This is a genomic window from Marinobacter sp. (genome assembly GCF_041984545.1).
In the GTDB taxonomy this organism is placed as follows: Bacteria; Pseudomonadota; Gammaproteobacteria; order Pseudomonadales; family Oleiphilaceae; genus Marinobacter.
The window spans coordinates 1-15,962 of record NZ_JBHIXV010000038.1 but is presented as its reverse complement, the minus strand read 5'-3'; the positions used below and the strand labels follow the sequence as shown (position 1 = coordinate 15,962).

The following is a 15,962-nucleotide window of genomic DNA, read 5'->3' as shown; positions in this document are numbered from 1 at the left end:
GCTGCCAGTATCCTGCTTCCGAAAACGGGAATGGGAAACACTGACAGATAAGGAGAATTCCATGAACAAGCACGTGAAACTGTCTACCCTTCTGGCCGCTCTGGTCGCTGGTAGTCTGACCGCCGGCGCAGCCGTTGCTGGTGAGCACAAGGCCGGCGTATGGAGTAATGATCAGTCGGTCGCCAATGGCGTGGTCTCGGCCCGCAAAGTGGTGGCCGAAGATAACGGCTGGCTGGTTGTTCACAGAACCGATGAAGCCATGAAGCCCGGTCCCGTGGTTGCCCATGCGCCGCTTCGCGCAGGCCAGAACATGGACGTGGCAGCCATCCTTACCGAAGACGTTATGCCCGGCGATATGCTGATGCTGATGGTGCACAGCGAGGCCGGCGGCATGAAAACCGGGATTTTCGAGTACACCCTGGGTGCCAAGGAGGACGGCCCTATCCGCAAGGATGGCAAGCTGGTGATGACGACCATCACAGCAAAGTGAGCCAGCCAACGCTGAACGGCTGTTAACGGCCGTTCGCGTGCGCCGGGGCCTGGCCCTTGCGGTCAGGCCTTTTGCCGGCGTACATGTTGGTGTCGGCGCGACCGAGCAACTCCCCCGCTGTTGTCCCATCCTCCGGATACATCGCCACGCCAATGCTGCAGGCGATGCGAATGGACTCCCCGCCCAGATCCACAGGCAGGGTCAGAAGTTCTCGAAGTTTGCTGACAGCCGTCTCGACGTCGTTTCGGTCACCAATGTTGGTGAGCAGTACAGTAAATTCGTCCCCGCCCATTCGGGCCACCGTGTCCGTATCCCGGGTGCCGTCTTCAAGACGACGCGCCACCTCAACGAGGATGCGATCCCCCGCCTCGTGTCCGCGGGTGTCGTTGATCTCCTTGAAGCCGTCGAGATCCAGAAACAGAAGCGCAATGCGGTTTTCATGGCGATTGGCGGAGCGCAGCGCGGTTTCCAGGCGATCGTAGAACAGTGCCCGGTTGGTCAAACCAGTCAATCCATCGTGGTGGGCCAGGAATCGGAGTCGCTCCTCTGCCCGTTTGCGATCCACCACCGTTGCCACCTGGGTGGCGACGAATTGCAGCAAATCCTGATCGCCCCGGTCGTAACCCGAGCGAGGCTCCCGGGTTTCAATCACCAGGGCCCCCAGCAGTCGGTCCCCCACTGTCATGGGCACTCCGAGCCAACTGGCGCCATCCGTGTCGGCAATACCAACGCCCGGCGTGGTGGGGTCTACCGTTGCCAGCAGTGGACGTTTGGCCAGGGTGACATCGGACAAGCCAGTACCCGGTGTTAGCGCCTGTTCGGTCCAGTCGGCGGCGGTGTGCCAGTCGGGCGACCTGAGCGCGCCGGTATCCGGGTCCTGGAGAATCAGGAAGAAGGCGGACTCGGGAAACAGCTCGCCAATCAGTCCCCGCACGCCGTCGCACAGGGCGCGGATGGTCGGTGCCTCGTGGGCCGCCTCGGAGATGCGGTACAGCGCATCCCGGGTTTTGTTGGAACGCCTGAGCGCTGTAACATCCCTCGCAACGGCGACCCGCAGGCGGTCTTCCTCGTACCAGCGCGCGGACCACAGAATGTGAACCACATGGCCGGCCTTGTGCAGGTAGCGGTTCTCGAAATCAATGTGGGGCTGACCGGACATCACCCGTTCAGCGGCTGCGAGGGTGCGCTCGAAATCATCCGGGTGCAGGTAACTGAGTACCCGGGTGCCAATCATTTCCTCAGGCGTATAGCCCAGCAGTTGTTCGCAGGCTTCGCTGACAAAGACGATCTCGCCATGCTCATCCACTGCAAAGACAGTATCGAGCAACAGGTTTACGAGCTTCGGGTAAAACGCGCTTACATCCACCTTCAACTGCCGTCCCCCTTCACGCCGAGCCGGTCCAGATAGAGATGAAGCTCCCTTTCACTCATATCGGCGTATTCCAGCACGCGGCCATAGAGCATGGCCGTGGGCACGTTGCGGCCACCCAGCTCCCGCTGGGTCTCACGCAATACGTAGAGAATCACGCGCTCGGTGCGGGTCAGTCCGTCCCGGACATCGGGAATGGTCTCAAGGAGCGCAGAACGATCATCGGAAGTGGCCACTATGAACTCAATATCAGACAACGGACACTGACATAGTAGCAGGATAGTTGCAGGCCGACAGCCACGCCCGGGGCAGCGCGGCTGTCTTTTTCAGAGGGTTCAGATCTGCTTGTAGACAACCTCGGACAACCGGCTGCGGTTGCCATCGGTGTCGAGGGTGCGGATGGCGAAGTACCAGGTGCCCTCGGCCAGCTCGTCCACCAGCAGTTCATCAACCGAGGCATCGCCAATGGCCAGGCTCTGGTCCAGGTTTTCGGCGCTGGTGCCGTAGACCACTTCGTAACCCGCAATCTCGCCCATGCTGAGGCTTTCGCCATTTTCCCGGGTCAGGGGCGCGGTCCAGCTCAGCAGCGCGGCATTGGCCGGAATCGCAGGTTCTGTGGTGGCGGTTTCCCCGGTACCTGATCCTGTGGTGGATCCGGTGCCAGACTCCGTGCCGGTTTCTGTGGTGCTGCCTGTTTCCGTGGTACTGCCGGACGTGCCGCCGGTCGCGGTTTCGGTGGAGCTGTCGGTGCTACTGCCGGAATCGGCAACGCTGGTTTCACCACCATCCACCTCGTCGATGGTTTTGAACCGGGTTACGTTCCGGTATTCAACTACCACCAGCTTCTGGCTGATCACGCTGGAGCTCACCACAGCCTGGAGTTCAGACGACTGCAGGGCGGCGGCGCTGATCAGGTCGGCCAGCGCCACGTTGGTACCGTCACCCATAACGCTGATCTGACCGGTGGCGCGGATCTGGCTGGTGGCATCCGCAAGCACGTCGGAGATGGAATTCCACTGACTGTTGTCGTTGACCAGGGCCAGGAAGGCGGCGTTGGCAATGGCCACCTGGATGGCGTCGGCGGAAACGCTGGTCATCTCGTCCAGACGGGTCAGATCCGGCGGCGTCAGCCGCAGGGCGCCGGCGGGCAAACCAAACCAGTTCTCCACCGTGGTGTAGGCCCCGGAGATGGCTCCCGGGGAGAGACCATCCGTGCCACGCTCTGCCAGGGTCACTGCCAGGTGGGTCAGCGGAGTGAGGTTAACGGTTTCCAGTTTCAGGTCCCCGGCGCCGCGAAGGGCAAAGCTGCTGTCCACCGGCATACCCTGACCGAAGGCAACCGTCTCGCCGCCGGGCTGATCACAGCCGGGCACGACGTCGCAGATCATCCGCGTGTTGTTATCCGCGGTAAGCTCCACCAGAGCCCAGCCATCGGCCTTGCCACGCAGTTGCCAGGTGTAGCTTCCATCGTCTGCGGTCAACACAGGCTTGGCTGCCTGGCGCTGGGGGGCATAGTAACCGTCCTTGTCGGCAATCAGACGATTGGCCACCACCAGGCCCCGCTGAATCACTCCCTTTACCGCCGAACCGGCAATCTGGACACCGGGATCGGCCGATGCGCTGTTGGCGCTGGTTTCCTTCTCGGATAAGTCAAAGCCGCAGCCTGACAGCAGCAGCGCCATGGACAACTTCAGCACTCCCTGCTTAGACATTTTTTCGCCGCGATATGACATGTTTTTGCACCAATATTTTGACTACGATGGGCAAATCTTACAGCGGCGGTTTTTGGTTATATGCGCTCTGGTTCCGGATTTTTCCGCAAAATCCGTCAGGAATTTGTCGTTTACGGAGAGATACACGTTGTGATGGAAGGTAACAGCCTGGCCACCATAAACAGAGACTTAAAGCGTTGTTTTTTCGAGCTTCCGTGAACTAAGCTGGTTATGGATCCGGGCACGGCGCCCGACTGGCGCGGGGCCTGATTACAAATTTAAACGTTGCTCAAGCGCGAGCCATTTCACAGTTTTTCACCGACGGCTCCGCTCCGACGGAGATTCAACACCTGGCCATGCTCTGTTTCAGTTACGGATCAAACATGTCAGCCCGCAGACTCCAGGCCCGGGTGCCCTCTGCCCGCTTCGTGGCGGTGGCGGAACTACCCGGGCACCGGCTTCGATTCCATAAAGTGGCGGGCGACGGCTCAGCCAAGTGCGATGCACAGGAAACCGGCAATCCAAGCGATCGGGTGATCGGTGTCGTTTACGAGATAGACGATGCCGAAAAGCCCGAGCTGGATCGGCACGAGGCGCTAGGGTTTGGCTACGATGAGAAACCGGTGGCACTGAACACGTCGGAGGGGAAAATCGAGGCCTGGATGTACTACGCCACCCGCATCGACAGAACACTGAAGCCCTTTCACTGGTACAAGGATCACGTGCTTATGGGGGCAAGAGAGAACGGTTTACCTCCAGACTACATTGCCCGGATTGAAGCCGAGCCATCCATTGACGACCCGAAACCCGAGCGCCATGCCCGCGAGCTGTCCATTTACGGCAGCCCGCACGCACACTGATTTTTTAAACGCCGAGCCGGTCCCTTAAGGCGTAGTACCAGGCACCAAGCGCCGTGAACGGCACCCGGAAGGCCCGGCCACCCGGGAAAGGGTAATGGGGTAAACTGGCGAAGGCATCAAACCGCTCCGCCTGGCCCTGCACCGCAAGCGCCAGTGCCTTTCCGGCCACGTGGGTGAAGGTAACGCCATGGCCGGAGCAGCCCTGGGAGTAGAACACGTTGTCCTGCAAACGGCCCATTTGTGGCAGGCGCGAGAGCGTGAGCAGGAAATTGCCGGTCCAGGCGTAATCAATGCCCACCCGGCCCAGTTCCGGGAAAGTTTTCAGCATCTTGGGGCGAATCAGCCGCTCGATGTTGGCCGGATCGCGGGCGCCGTACACCACGCCGCCGCCATAGATCAGCCTCTTGTCCGCGGACAGCCGGAAGTAATCCAGCAGGTAGTTGCAATCCTCAACGCAGTTGTCGAACGGCAAAAGCTTTGCAGCCAGCGCTTCGTTCAGTGGCTCGGTGGCGATGATCTGCGAGCCACAAGGCATGGATTTGGCGCCAAGCGCCGGCACCAGGCCGCCCAGGTAGGCGTTGCCCGCGAGCACCACGTATTGGGACTTCACCTCGCCCTGTTCGGTTTGCACCGTGGCGATCTTGCCCGGCACAATTTTTACCACCGGTGAGTGTTCGTGAATCACGCCGCCGCGGGATTCAATGGCCGCGGCCTCGCCCAGCGCCAGGTTGAGCGGGTGGATATGGCCACCGGTGTGGTCAATGGCGCCGCCCACATACCGGTCGGTGCCAACCCTCTCCCGGATGCCATCCCGATCCAGCAACTCGAGCTGCTGGTAGCCGAAGCATTGCCAGAGCGCCCGCTGACCCTCCAGATGGTCCAGCTGCCGGGCATTGAGGGCAGCAAAGATACCGCCCTCTTTCAGGTCACAGCGGATGTGGTAGTTTTTCACCCGCTGACGGATGATCTGACTGCCCTCGAAGGCCATGCTGGCCAGCAGGTTCAGGTGGTCCGGTGTGGTCTGGCGTTCAATGTGGTCCAGATCGCGGCTGAAGCTGTTGACGATCTGTCCGCCGTTGCGTCCAGAAGCGCCCCAACCCACCGTTGCCGCCTCGAGCACCACCACCCGGAATCCCGCTTCCGCCAGGAACAGGGCCGTGGACAGCCCGGTATAGCCGGCACCGACAACGCAGACATCCGCCTCACAGGTTCCGCGCAACGCGGGGCGTACGGGCGCGGGATTGGCCGAGGCGGCGTAATAGGACGGGACCGGGGGATACTGCATCGTGGGGGCTTCCTCTGGTTTCGCGGGAACGCAGCAAGGGCGCTGCGCGGGCGCTCGCAGAACAGAGTCTATTCCAGGTCTCGCGTTCGGGAAGACACGTTCTTCTACCTATAGCCCATCGCCTGCCGTACGGGCGATTGTGGCTGAAAGTACTGCTATGATGGGGCCATCACCTTGCCTGCGAGACACACATGAACCAACCCCTCAGTTCGTCAACGCCCTCCTCCACTTCCGACTGGCAGGCGTTGGCCGGAAAGCTCACCATCGAAGGCCGGGCCTACATCAACGGTGCCTATCAATGGGCCGCCCGGGGTGAGACTTTTGCCTCGGTGAGCCCGATTGACGGACGGGAGCTTGCCGCCATCGCCAGCTGCGATGACGCCGATGCTGACCTGGCCGTTGAGGCAGCAAAGTCGGCTTTCGAAAGCGGTGTCTGGAGCCAGTTGCCCCCCGGCAAGCGGAAGGCGGTACTGCTGCGGTTTGCTGACCTGATACAGGCCCACGGCGATGAGCTGGCTCTGCTGGAAACCCTGGATATGGGCAAGCCCATCTCTCATGCCCGATCGGTGGATGTGCCGGCCACGGCCCGGGCTATCCGCTGGACCGCCGAGGCCATCGACAAGGTGTACGGCGAGCTGGCACCCACGCCCCACAACCAGATTGGCATGATCTCCCGGGAGCCGGTGGGCGTGGTGGCGGCCATCGTGCCCTGGAACTTCCCGATGATCATGGCGTCCTGGAAGATTGCCCCGGCCCTGGCCACCGGCAACTCGGTGATTCTCAAGCCCTCCGAGAAATCGCCACTTACCGCCATTCGCCTGGCCGCCCTGGCCGAGGAAGCGGGCATTCCCTCCGGGGTGTTCACCGTGCTGCCCGGCTACGGCCACACGGTGGGCAAGGCCCTGGCCCTGCACATGGACGTGGATTGTCTGGTGTTCACCGGCTCCACCAACGTGGCCAAGCAGCTGATGATCTATGCTGGCCAGTCCAACATGAAACGGGTGTGGCTGGAGGCCGGCGGCAAGAGCCCCAACATCGTCTTTGCCGATGCCCCAGACCTGAAGAAGGCCGCCGCCGAGGCTGCCAGCGCCATTGCTTTCAACCAGGGCGAAGTGTGCACGGCGGGCAGCCGGTTGCTGGTGGAAAACAGCATTCGCGGCGAGTTCGTCGGGCTGATTTGCGAGGCCCTGAAAAACTGGCGCCCTGGCCATCCGCTGGACCCGGCAACCACCTGCGGCGCCATCGTCGACCAGGCCCAGCTTGACCGCATTATCGACTACATCGGCATCGGCCGGTCCGAGGGTGCATCCCTGGTGGAAGGCGGCCAGCGCATCATGGAGGAAACCGGCGGCCTGTTCGTACAGCCCACGGTGTTTGACGGGGTGAACAACCGCATGCGGATTGCCTCTGAGGAAATCTTCGGCCCGGTGCTGTCGGTGATCGGGTTCGACGCCATGGACGAGGCCATCGCCATTGCCAACGATTCCATCTATGGCCTGGCAGCGGCGGTGTGGACCGCCAACATCAATACCGCCCACAAGGTGGCCAAAGCCCTGCGCGCCGGTAGCGTGTGGATCAACCACTACGACGGTGGCGACATGACTGCCCCGTTCGGTGGCTTCAAACAGTCCGGCAACGGCCGGGACAAGTCGGTGCATGCCTTCGACAAGTACACCGAACTGAAGGCCACCTGGCTGGTTCTGGAATAATCCGCAGAACGCAAAACGGCGCCCCGTTGGGCGCCGTTTTTGTATCAGGCTACCGTATGGCCGCCGCGCTCATACCGTGTGCAGGTACCAGAGGTATTCCAGGTCCGAGATGGTCATCTCGAATTCCTTGAGCTCGTTCTCCTTGCAGGCGACGAACACATCCAGGAAAGCACTGCCAAAATAGTCCGCCATCACGGCCGATTGCCCCAGCTCCCGCAACGCATCCCGGAGGTTATTCACCAGGGTGGGCTCGTGCTGTTCATGGGCGTTACCCACGGTGGCAGGGGGTGGTTCAATCCGGTTGGAAATGCCGTAGTGGATGCCGGCCAGCACCGCCGCCATCAGCAGGTAGGGGTTGGCGTCGGCGCCAGCCACCCGGTGCTCGATGCGCAGGGCATCGGGATCTCCGCCGGGCAGCCGCAAGGACGCCGTGCGGTTGTCCACGCCCCAGGTCGCGGCACTGGGCACGTAATACTCCGGGCTGAAGCGCCGGTAGGAGTTGATGTTCGGGCAGAACAGCGCCATGGCATCGTTCATGGTAGCCACCAGGCCGCCCACGGCCCAACGCAGCATGTCGTTAGGCTGCTCGGCGTCGCCGGCAAACACGTTGCGGCCCTCGCTGTCCTTAAGGCTCACGTGCAGGTGCATGCCGCTGCCGGCCTGGTTGTGATAGGGCTTGGCCATGAAGGTGGTGTCCATTTCATGGTCGTAAGCCATGTTCTTGATCAGCCGCTTGAGCAGGGTGGCATGGTCGCAGGCGCGCACGGCGTCCTCGACGTAATGCAGGTTAACCTCGAACTGCCCGGGTGCGGATTCCGCCACCAGGGCGTCGGCCGGCAACTCCTGCTCGTGGGCCGCATCCAGAACGTCGGCCAGAAATTCGGCATATTCGTCCAGATCATCAATGGAATAGGCCTGGGTACCTGCGGGGCGTTTGCCGGAAATCGGTGACTTGGGCGGCTGAGGGCGGCCCGAGAGGTTTTCCTGGTCAATCAGATAGAATTCCAGCTCGAAGGCAGCCACCGGCGTGAGGCCAAGCTCGTTGAAGCGTTCGACGATGTTCTGCAACACCACCCGCGGATCTGCGAAGAACGGCGTTTCCCGATCCAGTTCGTACATGGTCAGCAGCATTTGGGCGGTCGGCCGCTTCTGCCAGGGTTCCATGGTGAGGGTGCCCCCGATGGGCAGGCAAACCCGGTCGGCCTCGCCAATATCCAGCCCCAGGCCGGTCTCCTCAACCGTTGTGCCCTGAATATTCAGGGCAAAGATGGAGGCGGGCATGGCAACGCCCCGTTCGAACACCTTCGCAAGGGTGGAAGGATCAACCCGCTTGCCGCGGACAATGCCGTTGATGTCCGGGATCAGAAGATCAATAAACTGCAGCTCGGGATGCGCCTGCAGGAAGGCCTCAGCGCCAGCAAAACCAGAATCCATAGGGAACGCCTTACAAAAACTCCGTCAGGCCTGTGGCGAAGGGCCGGCACAGGAGGACCGATCGCTCCTTTATCCTGTTTTTCCGGGTGTTTTGCAAGATAGGCATATACCGTATGCGCCCCGGGCCCGCGCCGGAAAGCCGTGGAGACGCGAGGCCATAAACGGTATGGTTGAATCTCGGCTCGAAAAACGCAATTCACCGTCGTGCTCGGGAGTACCCATGAAATCGTCCCTCTGCCTGTCACTGTGCCTGCTGGCTTTCAGCCCGACCGGCCTGGCGCAAACCATCGATTACGACCAGCGCAATCTGCATATTTTCTGCGCCTCGCACCTTGCGGTGGTCAGTGAATCGCTGGACAAGGAGGGAGATGAATACCAGGCACTCGAATACCTCTCCGGCATGCACCGTACCGCGGCCCGGCGTTTACAGGCGGAGCCACAGCATTTCGCAGACGTGGTGCAGTATCTGAAGCGGGTGCGCGCCAGCGATCCACAGAAATGGCAGGCGCTCTCCGACCAGAGCAAGCGGGTGTGCCTGCCCGATTCTCAATGACCAGAAGCAGAAAAGGCTTCGATAGGGATAACCCCTGATCCCCGGCGAAAAATTTCAGTAGCGCGCAGCAAAATCTCATGCTAAATATCGCGCGAATACGGTTGGTTCCCTACCGCCGTTTCCAGGACAAGCCTTAAAGGAGTCAAAAGGCGGCAACCCGGTGCTTCGAGCAAACACCTGCCACCTCCGGCCACCCTCAGCAGACCTGCACAACACCGCGTGCGTCCTGCACGCTTTGTATCCATCCCTTTTAACTGAGGGACAACACCGATGTTGAAGTTGTGTAAGCCCGCGGCGCTGGCCGCCGCTATTGCTGTGTCACTGGGTACGTCTTCTGCCATGGCGGCCGAAGAGGTGCGTGTCTATAACTGGTCCGATTACATCGCCGAGGATACCCTGGCGAAGTTCACCGAAGAGACCGGCATCAAGGTGATCTACGACGTTTACGACAGTAACGAGATCCTCGAAGCCGCCCTGCTCTCGGGCCGCTCCGGTTACGATCTTGTGGTGCCCTCCAACCACTACGTGGCCAAGCAGATTTCTGCCAACGCCTTCGTGGCGCTGGACCACAGCAAGCTGCCGAACATGAGCAACCTGAACCCGGACCTGATGGACGACCTGGAAAAGGTGGACCCGGGTAGCAAGTACTCCCTGCCCTACCTCTGGGGTACCAACGGCTACGGCTACAACGAAGGCCGTATCCAGGAAATCCTCGGTGACAGCGCGCCGACCGACTCCTGGGCCCTGGTGTTTGATCCGCAAGTGACCGGCAAACTGGCCGCTGGCGGCTGTGGCATCGCCATGCTGGATTCCGGCGAAGAGATGGTGCGTGCGGCCATGGCCTACATCGGCCTGGACCCGAACAGCAACAACGCCGACGACATTAAAAAAGGCGGTGAAGTGATCAAGGCCGTGCGCCCGAACATCACCTACTTCCATTCGTCCCGTTACATTGGCGACCTGGCCAACGGTGACCTGTGCGTGGCCGCCGGCTACTCCGGCGACATCCTGCAGGCCGCTGCCCGTGCCGAAGAAGCCGGCAACGGCAATGTCATCCGCTACACCATCCCGAAAGAGGGTGCGGTGCTGTGGTTCGACATGATGACCATCCCGGCCGGCGCCCCGAACGTGGAAAATGCCCACAAGCTGATGAACTTCCTGATGCGTCCGGAAATCATCGCGGACGTTACCAACTACGTGTGGTATGCCAACCCCAACAAGCCGGCGGATGAGTTTGTGAACCCGGAAATCCTCAGCGACACCAGCATTTATCCCACCGAGGAAGTGCTGAAGAAGCTGTATGTGATGGAAGGCCGGCCTCAGGACGCCCAGCGCCTGATGACCCGCACCTGGACCAGCGTGAAGTCTGGTCGCTGAGCGGTGGAAAACGGCAACAACACCTCCGCGCAAGCGGAGGTGCTTCTCAGCATCCGGGGTGTATCCAAAAGCTTTGACAGCACGCTGGCCGTGGACGATGTCAGCCTGGACATTCACAAGGGCGAGATCTTCGCCCTGTTGGGTGGTTCCGGATCAGGCAAGTCCACGCTGCTGAGGATGCTGGCCGGCTTCGAAACACCGAACGCCGGTCGCATTGTACTGGACGGCCAGGATATCACTGGCCTGCCGCCGTACCTGCGCCCTACCAACATGATGTTCCAGTCCTATGCCCTGTTCCCGCACATGACGGTGGAGCAGAACATTGCCATGGGCCTGAAACAGGACAAGCTTCCGAAGGACGAAATCCGCGAGCGCGTGGCGGCCATGCTCAAGCTCGTGAAGATGGAGCCCTACGCCCGGCGCAAACCCCAGCAACTCTCCGGTGGACAGCAGCAGCGTGTCGCCCTGGCCCGTTCCCTGGCCAAACGCCCGAAGCTGCTGTTGCTGGACGAGCCGATGGGGGCCCTGGACAAAAAGCTGCGCACCGAAATGCAGCTGGAGCTGGTGGACATCCTCGAGAATGTGGGCGCCACCTGCCTGATGGTCACCCACGACCAGGAAGAGGCCATGACCATGGCCAGCCGGATTGCCATCATGTCCCATGGGCGCATTGCCCAGGTGGGGTCACCGGTGGATATCTACGAGAGCCCGAACAGCCGGATGACGGCGGAATTTATCGGCTCGGTGAACATCTTCGAGGCCAACATCCGCGAGGATGAGGCCGACAGCGTTACCCTGGCCAGCGCCCTGCTGGACGCGCCGGTGTTTATCGACCGGGGTGTCACCACGCCCGCAGAAACCACCGAGACCCTCATTGCCCTGCGCCCGGAAAAGATCTATCTCACGGCAGACAAGCCCGAGAGCGAGCACAACTGGAGCTGCGGCACTGTCGACAACATTGCCTACCTGGGTGACATCACGTCCTATTACGTGAAGCTGGCCAGCGGCAAGCGGGTGCAGGCCACCATGGCCAACGTGGAGCGCCGTGGCGAGCGGCCCACCTGGGGCGACCGGGTCTACGTGTCCTGGGAAGCCTCCAGCCCGATCCTGTTGTGGAACTGAACCCATGAAGCGCCGCCTGTTGCCCGCGCCGATATTCGAGCGCGTGCGCGCCGTGCTGTTCCATCGCCGGGCCGTGTTCGGCATTCCGTTCCTTTGGCTGCTGCTGTTCTTCCTGCTACCTTTCGCGCTGGTGCTGAAGATCAGCCTGACGTCGGCGGTGATGGCCATTCCGCCTTACGAGCCGGTGTTCCGGTGGGTGGAGAACTCACTCACCATGGTGGTGAACTTTGGCAACTACCTGTTCCTGGCCTCCGACAGCCTGTACATCGCCGCCTACTGGGGCTCGGTGAAAACTGCCTTCCTGGCGACCGTGGTGTGCCTGCTGATTGGCTACCCCATGGCCTATGCCATGGCCCGGGCGCCGAGGCACTGGCAACTGGTGCTGCTGCTGATGGTAATGCTGCCGTCCTGGACGTCGTTCCTGATTCGCGTGTATGCGTGGATGGGCATTCTCGGTAACCAGGGCCTGCTGAACAGCTTTCTGATGTGGCTGGGCCTGATCAGTGAGCCGCTCCGAATGCTGAACACCAATTTTGCGGTGATTCTGGGCATCGTCTACGCCTACCTGCCGTTCATGGTGCTGCCCATCTACACCAACCTGGTGAAGCTGGATGTGCGCCTTCTGGAGGCCGCGTCGGATCTGGGCTGCCGCAGCCTGACCACCTTCTGGGCCATCACCCTGCCGCTCTCGAAGGCCGGCATTCTGGCCGGCTCCATGCTGGTGTTCATTCCCGCGGTGGGTGAGTTTGTGATTCCGGAACTTCTTGGTGGGCCGGACACCCTGATGATCGGCAAGGTGTTGTGGGAGGAGTTCTTCAACAACCGCGACTGGCCCGTGGCCTCGGCGCTGGCGATTGTGATGCTCGCGTTGCTGCTGGTGCCGATTGTGCTGTTCCACCGCTTCCAGGCCAGGGAGATGGAAAAGAATGGTTAAGCTCAGGACGCCCGGTTTCTCCAGGACCATGCTGGTACTGGGCCTGCTGTTCCTGTACCTGCCAATGTTCGTGTTGATCGTGTATTCGTTCAATGCGTCCCGGCTGGTATCGGTGTGGGCGGGTTTCTCGACCCACTGGTACGGCGAGCTGTTCCGGGACCAGCAGATCCTGTCGGCGGTGTGGATGAGCCTGCGGATTGCCTTTTACGCCGCCAGCATGGCGGTGTGCCTGGGCACTCTGTGCGCGTTCGTGATCACCCGGTTCAAGAAGATGCGTGGCCGTACTCTGCTCTCGAGCATGATTACCGCGCCGCTGGTGATGCCTGAAGTGATCACCGGTCTGTCGCTGTTGCTGCTGTTTGTGCAGATGGCGCAAACCATCGGCTGGCCGGCAGACCGGGGCATGGCCACCATCTGGATAGCCCATACCACCTTCTGCAGTGCCTACGTGGCGGTGGTGGTCTCGGCGCGATTGCAGGAAGTGGACCGCTCCATTGAAGAGGCGGCCATGGACCTGGGCTGCACGCCCCTCAAGACCTTCTTCGTGATCACCCTGCCGGTGATTGCCCCGGCGCTGGTATCCGGGTGGCTGCTGGCCTTCACCCTGTCCCTTGATGACCTGGTGATTGCCAGCTTCGTGTCCGGACCTGGCGCCACCACACTGCCAATGGTGGTGTTCTCCTCCGTGCGCATGGGCGTTTCCCCGAAAATCAACGCCCTGGCGACGCTGATCATCCTGGCGGTCTCGCTGATTGCGTTCATTGCCTGGTATCTGATGCGCCGGGCCGAACACAAACGGTTGGAGAAGCTGGACGCCTGACCGGTTGTGCCTGACCGGCGCCGCTCACACCGACGCTGGGAAGGCCGCGATCAGGAAATCCACGAGGGCACGCACCTTAGGCGAGACAAACTTGCGGGTGGGGTAAACCGCGTAGACCCCAAGCTCGGTGGACCGGTACCCGGGCATCAGCTCCACCAGTTCGCCGGCGGCCAGATGTTTAGCCACCAGAAATCCGGGCTGCAACACGATCCCCTGGCCCGCCAGGGCGGCGCCGCAGCAGGTTTCGCCGTTGTTGGCGTACATCCACGGGCGAACCCGCACGCTGGTGGCTCCCTCAGGGCCCTCGAAGGGCCAATCGTTACCCGTGGTGAAATTGCTGTAGCCAATGATGCGATGACTGGCCAGATCCCCCGGGTTGGTCGGGGCTCCCCAGGCCGCCAGGTAGGCCGGCGACGCGCAGGCCATCAGCCTTGTGGAGGTCAGCTTGCGGCTGACCAGTGTTGAGCTCTGCAGAGTGGCAATACGAATGGCCAGGTCAAAACCCTCCTCAACGATGTCCACCAGCCGGTCTGACAGATCCACCGATAACTCCACCTCCGGATAGCGGGCATGGAACTCGCCCCATAGAGGCGCCAGGTGGCTGATTCCAAAGCTCACCGGCACGTTCACACGCAGCATACCCTTGGCCACCTCATTGCGGGCGGTGATTTCCGCCTCGGCCTCCTCCACACCCGCCAACAGCTCCCGACAGCGTACATAGAAAACCTCGCCCTCACCCGTCAGCGACAGGCGACGGGTGGTGCGTTGCAACAGCCGCACTCCGAGCCGGCCCTCCAGTTCGCTGACATACCGCGAAACCGCCGCTTTCGACATGCCCAGGCTCTCGGAGGCCGCCACGAAGCTGCCGGCGTCCACCACCGCGCAGAACGTCTGCATTTCCAGCAATCGATCCATTGTCTCATTATCTGTAACAGTTAATTTATTAAAGACACGTTTATCCCGTTTTTTGATATTTGTAAAGTATCTCCATGCTCAAACACACCCAAGGAGATTGACCATGAACAACGCATTCCTGAACAAACTGATCGCCACCGACGCCGGCTGGGGCGCCCTGGCCCTTCGCATTCCCGTTGGTATCATTTTCGCCGCCCACGGCGCCCAGAAGCTGTTTGGCTGGTTTGGCGGCTACGGACTGGAAGGCACCGGCCAGTGGATGGACTCCATCGGCCTGAGCCCGGGTTACCTGATGGCGCTGCTGGCCGGTGGTGCGGAATTCTTCGGTGGCCTGGCACTGATTGTTGGCCTGCTGGTTCGCCCTGCCAGCGCGGTACTGGCCTTTGCCATGCTCATCGCGATCTTCAGCGTGCATATCGGCAACGGCCTGTTCATGAGTAACAATGGTTACGAGTTTGGCCTGGCCTTGCTGGCGGTATCTGTGTCGCTGGTGTTCAGCGGTGCCGGCCGGGCTTCCATCGATCGGGCCATCGCAGCCCGATAAACACGGCCAACCGGAGGTGTCTGCCATGAGTCTGTTCGTATCCCACGGCGCTCCCACCTTTGCACTGGAGCCGGGCCTCGCTGGCCCGGCTCTGACCAGGCTGGGGAGGCAACTGCCCAGACCCGAAGCGGTACTGGTGGTGTCGCCCCACTGGATGACGGAAGGCATCCGGGTAGGCACCTCGGCAAAACCTGAGACCATTCACGACTTCGGGGGCTTTCCTTCCGCGCTTTACGAGTTGAGTTACCCGGCACCGGGACATCCGGCGCTGGCGGAAACCACCCTGGCCCTGCTGAAGGCAGATGGATGGCCGGCCCAGGCAGACGCAAACCGCGGACTGGACCACGGAGCCTGGGTGCCCATGATGCACCTGTTCCCCGATCACTCGGTGCCGGTGTTTCAGGTTTCAATGCCGATGGATCTTGATGCCGAATCCGCCTGGCGACTGGGGGAATCAATGCGCCCCATTCAACAGAAAGGCGTTATGATTGTGGGATCCGGGAGCCTGACACACAATCTGTACGAGGTGCGCTGGGGCGACAAAAACGCCTCGCGCTATGCCCAGGAGTTTACCGACTGGATTCGCTCACGCGTTCAGGCAGGTGCCCACCAGGAGCTGATAAAAGCCCTGGAAACAGCTCCCCATGCCCAACGGGCGCACCCAACCAGCGAGCATTTCCTGCCCCTGCTGGTGGCCGCGGGCGCCGCAGGCGAGCGTTGTTCAGGTTCATTGATTGAGGGCGGCATTGAGCACGGCGTGCTGGCCATGGATGCGTTCGTATTCAAATCGGGATAGGGGGGAGCCATGAGGCTCCACCCCTCCCACACCACCCGGCAT

Annotated in this window: 16 protein-coding genes; 10 read left to right on the top strand and 6 right to left on the bottom strand. The window is 61.4% G+C overall.

Annotation, left to right across the window (positions count from 1 at the left end):
- Positions 1-61 precede the first annotated feature (61 nt).
- Positions 62-490: a hypothetical protein gene (locus ACFC20_RS15250; RefSeq protein WP_375193750.1), complete on the top strand. Its 429-nt coding sequence runs from the start codon at positions 62-64 to the stop codon at positions 488-490.
- Positions 491-512: 22 nt separating this feature from the next.
- On the opposite strand, the gene ACFC20_RS15245 is transcribed toward ACFC20_RS15250, so the two are convergent.
- The 3 genes from ACFC20_RS15245 to ACFC20_RS15235 all read right to left on the bottom strand — a co-directional run bounded on the left by ACFC20_RS15245 (position 513) and on the right by ACFC20_RS15235 (position 3,571).
- Positions 513-1,856 (bottom strand): diguanylate cyclase domain-containing protein, encoded by a 1,344-nt coding sequence (locus tag ACFC20_RS15245; RefSeq protein ID WP_375193766.1) that lies wholly within the window; start codon positions 1,854-1,856, stop codon positions 513-515.
- Positions 1,857-1,858: 2 nt separating this feature from the next.
- Positions 1,859-2,095, bottom strand: a complete 237-nt coding sequence (locus ACFC20_RS15240) for a hypothetical protein (RefSeq protein WP_375193749.1) — start codon at positions 2,093-2,095, stop codon at positions 1,859-1,861.
- Between the two features lie 99 nt (positions 2,096-2,194).
- Positions 2,195-3,571: a hypothetical protein gene (locus ACFC20_RS15235; protein ID WP_375193748.1), complete on the bottom strand. Its 1,377-nt coding sequence runs from the start codon at positions 3,569-3,571 to the stop codon at positions 2,195-2,197.
- Positions 3,572-3,927: 356 nt separating this feature from the next.
- On the opposite strand from ACFC20_RS15235, the gene ACFC20_RS15230 reads away from it, so the two are divergent.
- On the top strand, positions 3,928-4,431 hold the full coding sequence (locus ACFC20_RS15230; protein ID WP_375193747.1) for a gamma-glutamylcyclotransferase family protein: 504 nt from the start codon (positions 3,928-3,930) through the stop codon (positions 4,429-4,431).
- 4 nt (positions 4,432-4,435) lie between these two features.
- On the opposite strand, the gene ACFC20_RS15225 is transcribed toward ACFC20_RS15230, so the two are convergent.
- Complete coding sequence (locus ACFC20_RS15225; protein WP_375193746.1) at positions 4,436-5,716, bottom strand: NAD(P)/FAD-dependent oxidoreductase; 1,281 nt, start codon at positions 5,714-5,716, stop codon at positions 4,436-4,438.
- A 191-nt stretch (positions 5,717-5,907) separates the two neighbouring features.
- Here ACFC20_RS15225 and ACFC20_RS15220 point away from each other — a divergent pair, with 191 nt between their 5' ends.
- Positions 5,908-7,425 carry an aldehyde dehydrogenase gene (locus tag ACFC20_RS15220; RefSeq protein ID WP_375193745.1) on the top strand — a complete coding sequence of 506 codons (1,518 nt, stop codon included), beginning with the start codon at positions 5,908-5,910 and terminating at the stop codon, positions 7,423-7,425.
- A 69-nt stretch (positions 7,426-7,494) separates the two neighbouring features.
- On the opposite strand, the gene ACFC20_RS15215 is transcribed toward ACFC20_RS15220, so the two are convergent.
- Positions 7,495-8,859 carry a glutamine synthetase family protein gene (locus ACFC20_RS15215; RefSeq protein ID WP_375193744.1) on the bottom strand — a complete coding sequence of 455 codons (1,365 nt, stop codon included), beginning with the start codon at positions 8,857-8,859 and terminating at the stop codon, positions 7,495-7,497.
- A 220-nt stretch (positions 8,860-9,079) separates the two neighbouring features.
- On the opposite strand from ACFC20_RS15215, the gene ACFC20_RS15210 reads away from it, so the two are divergent.
- From ACFC20_RS15210 to ACFC20_RS15190, 5 genes are all read left to right on the top strand, one after another.
- Positions 9,080-9,412: a hypothetical protein gene (locus tag ACFC20_RS15210; RefSeq protein WP_375193743.1), complete on the top strand. Its 333-nt coding sequence runs from the start codon at positions 9,080-9,082 to the stop codon at positions 9,410-9,412.
- A gap of 270 nt (positions 9,413-9,682) precedes the next feature.
- A complete protein-coding gene (locus ACFC20_RS15205; RefSeq protein ID WP_375193742.1) occupies positions 9,683-10,789 on the top strand; it encodes a polyamine ABC transporter substrate-binding protein in 1,107 nt (368 codons plus the stop codon).
- Between the two features lie 3 nt (positions 10,790-10,792).
- Complete coding sequence (gene potA / locus ACFC20_RS15200) at positions 10,793-11,911, top strand: polyamine ABC transporter ATP-binding protein (protein ID WP_375193741.1); 1,119 nt, start codon at positions 10,793-10,795, stop codon at positions 11,909-11,911.
- 4 nt (positions 11,912-11,915) lie between these two features.
- Positions 11,916-12,845: an ABC transporter permease subunit gene (locus ACFC20_RS15195; protein WP_375193740.1), complete on the top strand. Its 930-nt coding sequence runs from the start codon at positions 11,916-11,918 to the stop codon at positions 12,843-12,845.
- Positions 12,838-13,665: an ABC transporter permease subunit gene (locus tag ACFC20_RS15190; protein ID WP_375193739.1), complete on the top strand. Its 828-nt coding sequence runs from the start codon at positions 12,838-12,840 to the stop codon at positions 13,663-13,665. Before ACFC20_RS15195 ends, ACFC20_RS15190 begins: the two co-directional genes overlap by 8 nt.
- A 24-nt stretch (positions 13,666-13,689) precedes the next feature.
- Here ACFC20_RS15190 and ACFC20_RS15185 read toward each other — a convergent pair whose 3' ends face one another.
- A complete protein-coding gene (locus tag ACFC20_RS15185) occupies positions 13,690-14,580 on the bottom strand; it encodes a LysR family transcriptional regulator (RefSeq protein WP_375193738.1) in 891 nt (296 codons plus the stop codon).
- A 103-nt stretch (positions 14,581-14,683) separates the two neighbouring features.
- Between ACFC20_RS15185 and ACFC20_RS15180 the strand changes: the two genes are divergently transcribed.
- Together ACFC20_RS15180 and ACFC20_RS15175 are read left to right on the top strand one after the other, a co-directional pair.
- Positions 14,684-15,124 (top strand): DoxX family protein, encoded by a 441-nt coding sequence (locus tag ACFC20_RS15180; RefSeq protein WP_375193737.1) that lies wholly within the window; start codon positions 14,684-14,686, stop codon positions 15,122-15,124.
- A 25-nt stretch (positions 15,125-15,149) separates the two neighbouring features.
- Positions 15,150-15,920: a dioxygenase gene (locus tag ACFC20_RS15175; protein WP_375193736.1), complete on the top strand. Its 771-nt coding sequence runs from the start codon at positions 15,150-15,152 to the stop codon at positions 15,918-15,920.
- Positions 15,921-15,962 lie beyond the last annotated feature (42 nt).